Below are 12,294 nucleotides of genomic sequence, written 5' to 3'. Positions count from 1 at the left end.
TGAGTAAAAGTGACGATATGAATTCTCTGTTTGCCAGTACGGCCCGTGGGCTGGAAGAGCTGTTAAAAACTGAACTGGAAGCCCTGGGCGCGAAAGAGTGCCGGGTGGTTCAGGGTGGTGTCCATTTTGAGGGCGACACGCGGCTTATTTACCAGAGCCTGATGTGGAGCCGTCTGGCGTCGCGCATCATGCTGCCGATGAAAGAGTGCAAGGTCTACAGCGATCTTGATCTCTACACCGGCGTACAGATGATCGACTGGACAGAGATCTTCACCCCGGACGCTACCTTTGCGGTGCATTTCAACGGCGTCAACGATGAGATCCGCAACAGCCAGTATGGTGCCCTGCGCGTTAAGGACGCCATTGTGGACTGCTTCACGCGTCGCAATAAAGAACGTCCGAACGTTGACCGTGAAAACCCGGATCTGCGTATCAACGTCTGGCTGAACGGCGATACGGCCAGTATTTCCCTGGATCTGAGTGGCGCAGGCCTGCATCTGCGCGGCTATCGCGATCGCACCGGAATGGCGCCGATCAAAGAAACGCTGGCTGCCGCTATCGTGATGCGCTCCGGATGGCAGCCAGGTACGCCGCTGCTCGATCCGATGTGCGGTTCCGGTACGCTGCTGATTGAAGCCGCGATGCTGGCCACCGACCGTGCGCCAGGGCTGCACCGCGGCCACTGGGGCTTCAAAGGCTGGGCGCAGCACGATGAGGCCATCTGGAAAGAGGTCAAAGACGATGCGCAGACCCGCGCCCGTAAAGGGCTGGCGGAGTACACCTCTCACTTTTACGGTTCGGACAGCGATGCACGGGTGATTGAACGCGCGCGCAGCAACGCCCGTCGTGCCGGTATCGGCGAGCTGGTGACCTTCGAGGTGAAGGACGTGGCGAACCTGACCAATCCTCTGCCAAAAGGCCCGTACGGTACGGTGATCAGCAACCCGCCGTATGGTGAGCGTCTGGACAGCGAGCCGGCGCTGATTGCACTGCACAGCCTGCTGGGCCGCAACATGAAAGCGCATTTCGGCGGCTGGAACCTCTCCCTGTTTAGCGCCTCGCCGGAGCTGCTGAGCTGCCTGCAATTGCGTGCCGATCGCCAGTTCAAAGCGAAAAACGGCCCGCTGGACTGCGTGCAGAAAAACTACCATCTGGCAGAGATAGCGGCGGATAGCAAACCGTCAGGCGTGGCGGAAGATTACGCCAACCGCCTGCGCAAAAACCTGAAGAAATTTGAGAAGTGGGCGAAGCAAGAAGGCATCGAATGTTATCGCCTGTACGACGCTGACCTGCCCGAGTACAACGTGGCGGTTGACCGCTATGCGGACTGGGTGGTGGTTCAGGAATACGCCCCGCCGAAAACTATCGATGCGCAAAAAGCGCGTCAGCGTATGCTGGATGTGATTGCGGCCACCATCGCCGTACTTGGCATTTCTCCAAACAAGCTGGTGCTGAAAACCCGTGAGCGTCAGAAAGGTAAAAATCAGTATCAGAAGATGGGCGAGAAAGGCGACTTCCTCGAAGTGGGCGAATATAACGCGCGCCTGTGGGTTAACCTGACCGACTACCTTGATACCGGCCTGTTCCTCGATCACCGTATCGCCCGCCGCATGCTGGGCCAGATGAGCAAGGGGAAAGACTTCCTGAACCTGTTCTCCTATACCGGCAGCGCCAGCGTTCATGCGGGGCTTGGCGGCGCGCGTAGCACCACCACGGTAGATATGTCCCGGACTTATCTGGAGTGGGCAGAGCGCAACCTGCGTCTTAACGGCTTAACCGGCCGTCAGCATCGCCTGTTACAGGCCGACGTGCTGGGCTGGCTGCGCGATACCGACGAGCAGTTTGACCTGATCTTTATCGATCCGCCGACCTTCTCTAACTCCAAGCGTATGGAGGATAGCTTTGATGTTCAACGCGATCACCTGCGCCTGATGACCGACCTGAAGCGTCTGCTGCGTAAAGGCGGCACCATTATGTTCTCAAATAACAAGCGCGGATTCCGCATGGATCACGACGGCCTGGCCGAACTGGGACTGAAAGCACAAGAAATCAGCCAAAAAACGCTGTCTCAGGACTTTGCCCGTAACCGTCAAATCCACAACTGCTGGCTGATCTCCGCGGTCTGAAAGGAAAAATAAATGTCTTTAATTAGTATGCACGGCGCGTGGCTCTCTTTCAGCGACTCACCGCTTCTCGATAATGCAGAGCTGCATATCGAAGATAACGAGCGCGTCTGTCTGGTGGGCCGTAACGGCGCAGGTAAATCGACGCTGATGAAAATCCTCAACCGTGAGCAGGGGCTGGATGACGGCCGTATTGTTTACGAGCAGGATCTGATCGTCTCTCGTCTGCAACAGGATCCGCCGCGTAACGTCACCGGCAGCGTGTACGATTTTGTGGCCGAAGGGATTTCAGAGCAGGCGGAATACCTCAAGCGTTACCACGAGATTTCGCATCTGGTGATGACGGACCCGAGCGACAAGAATCTCAACGAGCTGGCAAAAGTGCAGGAGATGCTCGATCACCACGGCCTGTGGCAGCTGGAAAACCGCATTAACGAAGTGCTGGCCCAGCTTGGCCTGGAAGCGGATATGGAGCTGTCGGCGCTCTCCGGCGGCTGGCTGCGTAAAGCGGCGCTGGGTCGTGCCCTGGTGAGCGGGCCTAAGGTGCTGCTGCTGGACGAACCGACGAACCACCTGGATATCGAAGCGATTGACTGGCTGGAAGGGTTCCTGAAAACCTTTAACGGTACCATTATCTTCATCTCCCACGACCGTTCGTTCATCCGCAACATGGCCACGCGCATTGTCGATCTTGATCGCGGCAAGCTGGTGACCTATCCGGGCGATTACGATACCTATCTGCTGGAGAAAGAAGAAAACCTGCGCGTGGAAGAGCTGCAAAACGCCGAGTTCGACCGCAAGCTGGCCCAGGAAGAGGTATGGATCCGTCAGGGCATTAAAGCGCGTCGTACCCGTAACGAAGGCCGCGTTCGCGCCCTGAAGGCGATGCGCCGCGAACGTAGCGAACGCCGCGAAGTCATGGGTAGCGCCAAAATGCAGGTGGAAGAGGCGTCCCGCTCGGGCAAGATTGTCTTCGAAATGGAGAACGTGAATTATTCGGTTGACGGCAAAGTGCTGGTGAGCGATTTCTCCGCTCAGGTTCAGCGCGGCGACAAAATTGCGCTGATCGGCCCGAACGGGTGCGGTAAAACCACACTGCTGAAACTGATGCTCGGTCAGCTCCAGGCCGACAGCGGTCGTATCCACTGCGGTACCAAACTGGAAGTGGCGTACTTCGACCAGCACCGCGCCGAGCTGGATCCAGACCGTACGGTGATGGATAACCTCGCCGAGGGTAAACAGGAGGTCATGGTTAATGGCAAGCCGCGTCACGTGCTGGGCTACCTTCAGGACTTCCTGTTCCACCCGAAACGCGCTATGACGCCGGTGCGCGCGCTGTCCGGGGGAGAACGTAACCGTCTTTTGCTGGCGCGTCTGTTCCTGAAACCCAGTAACTTATTGATTCTCGATGAACCGACTAACGATCTGGATGTCGAAACGCTGGAACTGCTGGAAGAGTTGATTGATGGTTATCAGGGAACCGTAATGCTGGTCAGCCACGATCGTCAGTTTGTCGATAACACCGTGACCGAGTGCTGGATCTTCGAAGGCAAAGGGCGCATCGGGCAATATGTGGGCGGCTATCATGACGCGCGTGGACAGCAATCGCAGTCGCTGGCGCAAAAACAGGCGAAGACCAAAAATGTCGCTGAACCTGTTGTTGCAAAGGCAGAAACTGTCAAAAAGTCTCCTGCTAAAATGAGTTATAACTTGCAGCGCGAGCTGGAAGGGCTGCCGCAGCGTCTGGAAGAGCTGGAAGCTGCACTGGAAGCACTGCAAATCCAGGTCGCTGATGCGTCATTCTTTACGCAGCCTCACGACTATACTCAGAAAGTATTGGCTGAACTCTCCCAGGCTGAACAGGCGCTGGAAGAGGCATTTGAGCGCTGGGAGTACCTTGAGTCTCTGAAAAACGGCGCATAAACAGGGATAATCTATGTGTGACCAGCACCATGCCGATCGGCATATATTATGCTCGCAATGCGATATGCTCGTGGCGTTGCCAGAGCTTGGTCACGGACATAAGGCTGCCTGCCCGCGCTGCGGCGCTACGCTGACGACCGAGTGGGACGCGCCAAGGCAGCGTCCTACGGCTTATGCGCTGGCAGCCTTATTCATGTTACTGCTCTCCAATCTCTTCCCTTTCATCTATATGAAAGTGGGCGGGATGACCAGCCAGGTGGATTTACTGGAAATACCAGGCGTGATGTTCTCGGAAGATTACGCCAGCCTTGGCACCTTCTTTCTTCTTTTCGTGCAGATCGTCCCGGCTTTTTGCCTGGTCGTCATTCTGCTGCTGGTCAACCGCGTCAGGATGCCCACTGTCCTTAAAATCAAACTCGCGCGGATCCTGTTCCAGTTGAAAAGCTGGGGGATGGCGGAAATTTTTCTCGCGGGTATCCTGGTCAGCTTCGTGAAGCTGATGGCCTACGGCGATGTGGGGATTGGCAGCAGCTTTATTCCGTGGTGTCTGTACTGCGTGCTACAACTGCGCGCGTTCCAGTGCGTGGACCGACGCTGGGCCTGGGACGATATTGCCCCGGCGCCGACGCTTTCGCAGACGGTAAAGGTGGGCGTACCGGGTATCCGTCAGGGGCTTCGCTCCTGCTCGTGCTGCACCGCCGTGCTGCCCGCGGATGTCGAGGTGTGTCCGCGCTGTGAAACAAAAGGTCACGTCCGGCGTAAAAATAGCCTGCAATGGACCATGGCGCTGCTGGTGACCTCTGTCATGCTCTATCTGCCCGCCAATATCTTGCCGATCATGATCACCGATCTGCTCGGCGACAGAATGCCCTCGACCATACTGGCCGGGGTGATTTTGCTGTGGAGCGAGGGGTCTTACCCTGTAGCAGGCGTCATATTCCTCGCCAGTATTATGGTTCCGACCTTAAAGATGATTGCCATTGCCTGGCTTTGCTGGGATGCAAAAGGGCACGGTAAGCGAGACAGCGAGCGTATGCATCTGATTTATGAGGTCGTGGAATTTGTTGGCCGCTGGTCGATGATTGACGTGTTCGTGATTGCGGTTCTCTCAGCGCTGGTGCGTATGGGGGGGCTGATGAGTATTTATCCCGCTATGGGGGCGCTGATGTTTGCGTTGGTCGTCATTATGACCATGTTTGCGGCCATGACCTTCGACCCTCGTTTATCGTGGGATCGTGAGCCCGATTCAAGCCATGAGGAAGAGTAAGAGCATGGAAAATAAGAGTGGAGAGGCTAAAGTGCAGAAGGTCAGAAACTGGTCGCCGGTGTGGATTTTCCCCATCGTGACCGCGCTGATCGGTGCATGGATCCTGTTTTATCATTACAGCCATCAGGGACCGGAAGTCACGCTAATTACCACCAATGCAGAGGGGATTGAGGGCGGAAAAACCACCATCAAGAGCCGCAGCGTGGATGTGGGTGTCGTGGAAAGCGCGACCCTGACGGATGATTTAACCCATGTTGAAATCAAGGCCCGCCTGAATGCCGGCATGGAAAAACTGCTCCATGAAGATTCTGTTTTTTGGGTCGTGAAACCGCAGGTCGGAAGAGAAGGGATCAGCGGCTTAGGGACGCTATTGTCAGGGGCCTACATCGAACTCCAGCCCGGCAACAAAGGCGCCCAGCCAGCAAACTATCAGCTGCTGGATTCACCGCCGCTTGCGCCACCGGATGCAAAAGGGATCCGCGTTATTCTGGACAGCAAAAAAGCGGGCCAGCTCTCGCCGGGCGATCCGGTGCTGTTCCGTGGATATCGCGTCGGTTCGGTTGAAACAAGCACCTTCGATCCGCAAAAACGGACCATCAGCTATCAGCTTTTTATCAATGCGCCTAATGACCGCCTGGTGACCAGCAACGTTCGCTTCTGGAAAGACAGCGGGATCGCGGTAGATCTCACCTCTGCGGGGATGCGCGTTGAGATGGGTTCACTCACCACGCTGTTTGGTGGGGGCGTCAGTTTTGATGTGCCGGAAGGTATCGATCTGGGACAACCGGTGGCGGAGAAAACCGCCTTCAGGCTGTTTGACGATCAAAAAAGCATTCAGGATGCGCTCTATACCGATCACATCGACTACCTGATGTTCTTTAAGGACTCTGTACGCGGCTTGCAGCCTGGGGCGCCAGTTGAGTTCCGCGGTATCCGTCTGGGGACCGTGGGACAAGTGCCTTACTTTGTTCCGGGACTCAAGCAGATGCTTGATGATGATTATCGTATTCCGGTGCTGATCCGCATTGAGCCTGAGCGTTTGATTAACCAGATAGGCGAGGACCAGGATATTGGGGAGCATATCAGCGATCTGATGAATCGCGGTCTGCGTGGCTCGCTGAAAACTGGCAACCTGGTCACAGGGGCGTTATATGTCGATATGGACTTCTATCCAAAAGCGCCACCAATGACGGGGATCCGTGAATTTGGCGGCTACAAAATTATTCCTACGGTCAGCAGTGGCCTGGCGCAGATCCAACAGCGCCTGATGGAAACGCTGGATAAGATCAACAATCTGCCGCTGAATCCAATGCTTGAGGCCGCGACGGGATCACTGCATCAGAGCCAGGCGACGATGCAACGTCTGCAAACCACGCTGGATAATATCAACAAGATCACCGCCAACCAGTCCATGCAGCAGCTGCCGCAGGATATGCAGAAAACGTTGCGCGAACTGAATCGCAGTATGCAGGGCTTCCAGCCGGGCTCAGCGGCTTACAACAAGATGGTGGCGGATATGCAACGTCTTGATCAGGTTTTACGCGAGCTACAGCCCGTTCTGAAAACGCTCAATGAAAAGAGCAACGCGCTGGTGTTTGAAGCGAAAGACAAAAAGGATCCTGAGCCTAAGAGGGCGAAACAATGAAAAAATGGCTAATCATCGCAGGCGCACTGGTATTAACGGCCTGTAGCTCTGGAAGCGATAACAAAAGCTACTACCAGTTTCCGTTAAGCGCGCAATCCGGTGCGCAGAGTAGCACCTCGCAGGGCAGCCGTCTGCTGTGGGTTGAACAGGTTGCCGTGCCAGATTATCTGGCGGGCAACGGGGTGGTCTACCAGACCAGCGATGTGCAGTACGTTATCGCCAACAATAACCTGTGGGCCAGCCCGCTGGATCAGCAGCTACGCAATACGCTGGTGGCGAATCTGAGCAGCCAGCTCCCTGGTTGGGTAGTCGCCTCGCAGCCTCTGGGAAGCGATCAGGATACCCTGAATGTTAACGTGACGGGATTCCATGGCCGCTATGATGGTGCGGTTGTTATCAGCGGGGAGTGGCTCTTGAATCATCAGGGCCAGCTGATTAAGCGTCCTTTCCATCTGGAACTGAAGCAGCAGAAAGATGGCTATGACGAAATGGTGAAAGTGCTTGCGCAGGGGTGGGCACAGGAGTCGGCTGCTATCGCAAGAGAGATTTCCCGGCTGCCATAAGTAAAATTCATCGACGAAAGCCGCACTCAGCTTCTTGCTGATTGCGGCTTTTTTTTCGTTTTATGTTCAGTTTGTTACTTGTCCCGCGTCACATTTTTTGTACAAACGATCTTCCATGTAGCTCACAAATATGACACCCGTATGAATTTTGAACGTTGACGCTGACGCCGATTCGGGGTATTCGTTAACTGTGCTTGCACATATTGCAATCACTGTTTTCTTTCCACCAGACAAAAGAATGAGGGAAACGAGGCATGAAGAGACAGAAACGAGATCGCCTGGAAAGGGCTCATCAACGTGGTTATCAGGCTGGCATCGCCGGACGTTCAAAAGAAATGTGTCCCTATCAGGCCCTGAATCAAAGGTCCCAATGGCTAGGGGGCTGGCGAGAAGCCATCGGAGACAGGGCAGTACTTGCTTGATACCGTCTCTTTAAAAAGAAACCTCCGCAATGCGGAGGTTTCGCCTTTCTGGAAGGGGCTAAATGCCGTTATCAGAAAGCGGAGGTATCCTGGAACAGACCCACTTTCAGGTCGTTCGCAGTATAGATAAGACGACCATCTACCAGCACTTCACCGTCCGCCAGGCCCATAATCAGGCGGCGGTTAACGATGCGTTTGAAATGGATACGGTAGGTGACTTTCTTCGCGGTAGGCAGAACCTGACCGGTGAATTTCACTTCGCCTACGCCCAGCGCACGGCCTTTACCTTCACCGCCAAGCCAGCCCAGATAGAAGCCAACCAGCTGCCACATGGCATCGAGGCCCAGGCAGCCAGGCATTACCGGATCGCCAATAAAGTGGCAACCGAAGAACCACAGGTCCGGGTTGATATCGAGTTCTGCTTCTACGTAACCCTTATCAAAGTTGCCGCCGGTTTCGGTCATTTTCACGACACGGTCCATCATCAGCATATTTGGGGCCGGTAACTGCGGGCCTTTCGCACCAAACAGTTCACCGCGACCAGAGGCAAGAAGGTCTTCTTTAGTATAGGATTCGCGTTTATCTACCATGTTCTCAGTAAGCCTTATTTTAGTGAAGGACGCAGGATAGCTAACACGTGTACGCTGAACAAGTCCGATCAGTTAGCACTAAACCAACTTAACCAGCGTAACGGCCACGGATAACGATGACGAGCATCCTGCTGTGTCGCCTGAGCTATACGTTCCTGAATGGTCTGCATCAGGGTTGTCTGGCCTTCGCCGTCCCAGACCAGGTTTGTCAGTAAGGGTAGAGCATCCTCAACCCCTTCGATGGCCCAGACGGCGAATTGTTCCTGCTCTACCGCATCCAGAATCGCCTGGCTCAGGCTCAAATGGCGAGCGTTAGGTGCCGGAATAATCACGCCCTGTTTGCCGTTTAAACCGCGCTGCTGGCAGATAGCGAAGAAGCCTTCGATTTTCTCATTCAGTCCACCCACCGGTTGGGCACGACCAAACTGATCCACGGAACCGGTAATCGCAATATTCTGATTAATCGGTACGTCTGCAAGCGCGCTGATCACGGCGCACAGCTCCGCCATCGAGGCGCTATCGCCGTCGACTTCACTGTAGGACTGTTCAAAGGTCAACGAGGCAGAGAAGGGGATCTGCTGCTCCAGCTGAAGTTCAGACATCAGGAATGCCTGCATGATCATCATGCCTTTGGCATGAATGTTTCCACCCAGTTCGGCCTTGCGTTCGATATCGGTAAATTCGCCGTCGCCAATGTGCACGACACAGCTGATACGGGAAGGCTCGCCAAAGGCGCGTGGGTGTCCGGGGAACTCGATGACGGACAAGGCGTTGATTTGCCCGATACGTTCGCCTTCGGTCTCCACCAGAATCTGTTCCAGCAGAATTTCATCCTGCATACGGTCAGCAAGATAACCTTCACGCCATTCACGCTGGGCCAGCATCTGGCTAAGCTGCTCGCCGGTAAACGGACCGTTGCCGCTGATAACGCCCACTTCACGCAGCTGTTTACCGATCCAGAGCGGGCAGAGCGGCAGGGTTTCCTGATCGCCAGTGTAGCGTACGGCCTCGCGGATTAAGCCCGGCCACGCATCCTCGGCAGGCGAGGGCAGCGCGAAACGTTCCGCCACGGCCATAACCCACTGACACCACTGCGCCATGTCATCGGCATCGGCGATCTGAATATTGTCTTCAAATTCGCTGTAAACCGCCTGCTCCGCGAGTTCTGGCTCCATTTCCTGGAAATCAGCCAGAGATTCACGGTCACCCGTCAGCACGACGGTCAGCGACAGCGGCATAGACGGAATGGAAACAGGCAGCGGACGTGAATCGTCGTAGCCTACCCAGTCAAAACGTTGCTGCGTCACCACCGTTTTCAGGCGCATCCACAGGAGAGGCTGTGCAAGCAGGGTGCGAAGGGAGATGAGCAACACGCCGCCGTTCGCGCGGTGTACCAGACCGGGTTGCAGTGACACATCGCCATTGAACTGACGAAGGCAGCCGAACAGCTGTTCTGCTTCCACCCAGTTGGCGGTGATCACTTCGCCTTTTGCAGCGAATTGTCCGTCTGCCTGCGTGGCAGGTTCGAAGGTCACGTCACGTCCGGCAATATGATACTGACCACCAAAAACGGCATTCGTTTTTGGATGCAACTGGCGCATGGCATCACCGAGAAGCGTCAGATACTCGGCTTCTTCCGGGGCTTTGAGCAGCATGAAAGGAGATGTAGCCCATGGGGATGACATCTGCTCCAGCGCGTAATGCAAACGCGGTTGTGTATCGCTAAGTATGAATTCGTGTTCTTTTGTGAGGTCTGGCTGTGCAAACAGCTCCTGATAGCTCTCGGTATCCGGAACCAGGTCACGCCATGCAAGTTTCGTAATGGTCAAAGTTGATGTTTTTTAGTCAGAAGTAAAACCGTGGAGTATACCGTAAGCGGCGCACTCTGCCCAATCAGGATTCGGGTTTTCGTCATGCGGATCGCCTGCGGCGTTTCACAGGATATGATTTCTTTTCAGCAGATTGCCAAAAAACTGATATTCTGAACAGAGTTACACGGTAACACTGAGATCGCAATGAAATATCAACAACTGGAAAACCTCGAAAGCGGCTGGAAATGGAAGTACCTGGTCAAAAAGCACCGTGAAGGGGAGCTGATCACCTGCTACATCGAAGCCAGCGCGGCACAAGAAGCTGTGGATATGTTGCTGACCCTCGAAAACGAACCGGTACAGGTCAACGGCTGGATTGAGAAACACATTAATCCGGCCTTGTTAAACCGGATGAAGCAAACTATCCGTGCTCGTCGTAAACGGCATTTCAATGCCGAGCATCAGCACACCCGTAAGAAATCCATCGACCTGGAGTTCATGGTCTGGCAGCGTCTGGCCGGGCTTGCGCAGCGGCGCGGGAAAACCCTGTCGGAAACGGTGGTGCAGCTGATTGAAGATGCCGAGCACAAAGAGAAGTATGCCAGCCAGATGTCGACGCTGAAGAACGATCTACAGGCACTGTTAGGTAAAAAATAAGCTTTTTACTTTTCTTCAGATAATAAAAAACCCCGCATCGCGGGGTTTTTTTATAATACGATAACTTATGCCGCAGGCTGAGTTACAACGTCTTTGATACCTTTAACTTCGATCTCTACGCGACGATCTGGTGCCAGGCAGTCGATCAGTGCAGCGCGTGGTTTCACGTTGTCACAGGTAGAACCGGTAACTGGGTTAGATTCGCCCATACCACGTGGGGAGATCTTGTTAGCTGGGATACCTTTAGATACCAGGTAATCAACTACAGACTGAGCACGTTTCTCAGACAGACCCTGGTTGTAAGCGTCAGAACCGATACGGTCGGTGAAGCCCAGAACCACTACAGAACCGTCTTTAGGATCCAAGTTGCTCAGCTGGGTGTACAGCTGATCCAGTGCCTGCTGACCTTCTGGTTTCAGGGTAGCTTTGTTGAAGTTGAACAGAACGTCAGACTTCAGAGTGAAGTGCTTGGTCTGTACTTCTGGAGCTGGAGCCGGAGCTGGAGCTACGACTGGCGCATCTTCCTGCTGACCGAAACGGTAAGAAACACCAACGCTCAGCATGCCGTTGTCTGGACGAACGCCAACGGTAGCACCGTCACCGATGTTGTTAACCCACTGGTATTCCAGACGGGTAGCGATGTCACGGGTCATTGCCCACTCAACGCCACCAGCGAATACTGGGGAAACACCAGTGTCGTGGTCGTCACCAGCGATGCTGTTGCTGGAGTCTGCACGCCATACCATGCCGCCCAGACGGGTGTACACGTCCAGATCGTCAGTCACTGGGTAACCCAGTTTAGCGGTCAGCTGTACGCCTTGAGCTTTGAAAGCGCCATTTACGTTGTCGCCTTTGTAAGGCATACGACCTAACCAGTCGTAACCCATTTCAAAGCCAACATACGGGTTAACCTGATAGCCACCGAACGCACCTGCACCCAGCTGGCTCTCGTGAGTAGGGCCATCGTTGTTCAGGCTGCTGTTGTACCAACCGGTGTCATGGAACTGAGACCAGCCCAGTTTACCACCTGCATACCAGGTATTATCTTTCGGAGCGGCCTGCGCTACGGTAGCGAAGCCAGCCAGTGCCACTGCAATCGCGATAGCTGTCTTTTTCATTTTTTGCGCCTCGTTATCATCCAAAATTTGCCATGAATATCTCCATCGGAGGAATCACGGTTAAATCCTTCACCGGGGGGCGTGGTCAAATATAAACCTACCGATATCTTCGGCTTAGGCCGAGCACCCCTGGCGATGTAAAGTCTACAACGTAGCTGAAAACTTACAAGTGTGA

The 12,294-nt window shown here is 54.6% G+C and carries 10 protein-coding genes; 7 read left to right on the top strand and 3 right to left on the bottom strand.

Annotated elements, in window-relative coordinates:
- Positions 1-17 precede the first annotated feature (17 nt).
- The 6 genes from rlmKL (at position 18) to rmf (ending at position 7,943) form a co-directional block, all read left to right on the top strand.
- On the top strand, positions 18-2,126 hold the full coding sequence (gene rlmKL / locus SK58_RS15955) for a bifunctional 23S rRNA (guanine(2069)-N(7))-methyltransferase RlmK/23S rRNA (guanine(2445)-N(2))-methyltransferase RlmL (protein WP_045897374.1): 2,109 nt from the start codon (positions 18-20) through the stop codon (positions 2,124-2,126).
- A gap of 12 nt (positions 2,127-2,138) precedes the next feature.
- Positions 2,139-4,046 carry an ABC transporter ATP-binding protein gene (locus SK58_RS15950; RefSeq protein WP_047719337.1) on the top strand — a complete coding sequence of 636 codons (1,908 nt, stop codon included), beginning with the start codon at positions 2,139-2,141 and terminating at the stop codon, positions 4,044-4,046.
- Positions 4,047-4,059: 13 nt separating this feature from the next.
- Positions 4,060-5,313 (top strand): membrane integrity-associated transporter subunit PqiA, encoded by a 1,254-nt coding sequence (gene pqiA, locus SK58_RS15945; RefSeq protein ID WP_017693685.1) that lies wholly within the window; start codon positions 4,060-4,062, stop codon positions 5,311-5,313.
- Positions 5,314-5,317: 4 nt separating this feature from the next.
- Positions 5,318-6,958 (top strand): intermembrane transport protein PqiB, encoded by a 1,641-nt coding sequence (gene pqiB / locus SK58_RS15940; RefSeq protein WP_015570901.1) that lies wholly within the window; start codon positions 5,318-5,320, stop codon positions 6,956-6,958.
- Entirely contained in the window at positions 6,955-7,521 is a 567-nt protein-coding gene (gene pqiC, locus SK58_RS15935) for a membrane integrity-associated transporter subunit PqiC (protein ID WP_048220195.1), read from the top strand. The genes pqiB and pqiC overlap by 4 nt, the downstream gene beginning before the upstream one ends.
- Positions 7,522-7,775: 254 nt before the next feature.
- Positions 7,776-7,943 (top strand): ribosome modulation factor, encoded by a 168-nt coding sequence (rmf, locus tag SK58_RS15930; RefSeq protein WP_003858162.1) that lies wholly within the window; start codon positions 7,776-7,778, stop codon positions 7,941-7,943.
- 71 nt (positions 7,944-8,014) lie between these two features.
- Here the strand turns inward: rmf and fabA are convergent, their stop codons facing one another.
- Entirely contained in the window at positions 8,015-8,533 is a 519-nt protein-coding gene (gene fabA / locus SK58_RS15925; protein ID WP_000227926.1) for a bifunctional 3-hydroxydecanoyl-ACP dehydratase/trans-2-decenoyl-ACP isomerase, read from the bottom strand.
- 68 nt (positions 8,534-8,601) lie between these two features.
- Positions 8,602-10,362, bottom strand: coding sequence for an AAA family ATPase (locus SK58_RS15920; protein WP_023296273.1), 1,761 nt, complete (start codon positions 10,360-10,362; stop codon positions 8,602-8,604).
- 186 nt (positions 10,363-10,548) lie between these two features.
- On the opposite strand from SK58_RS15920, the gene matP reads away from it, so the two are divergent.
- Complete coding sequence (matP, locus tag SK58_RS15915) at positions 10,549-11,001, top strand: macrodomain Ter protein MatP (protein WP_006809347.1); 453 nt, start codon at positions 10,549-10,551, stop codon at positions 10,999-11,001.
- A gap of 65 nt (positions 11,002-11,066) precedes the next feature.
- Here the strand turns inward: matP and ompA are convergent, their stop codons facing one another.
- On the bottom strand, positions 11,067-12,119 hold the full coding sequence (gene ompA, locus SK58_RS15910; protein WP_017694761.1) for a porin OmpA: 1,053 nt from the start codon (positions 12,117-12,119) through the stop codon (positions 11,067-11,069).
- Positions 12,120-12,294 lie beyond the last annotated feature (175 nt).

The sequence above is a fragment of the Enterobacter sp. BIDMC93 genome (assembly GCF_001037805.1).
GTDB classification, from domain to species: Bacteria; Pseudomonadota; Gammaproteobacteria; order Enterobacterales; family Enterobacteriaceae; genus Enterobacter; species Enterobacter hormaechei_C.
The sequence above is the reverse complement of the archived record's forward strand: the minus strand, read 5'-3'. Positions and strand labels throughout refer to the sequence as shown.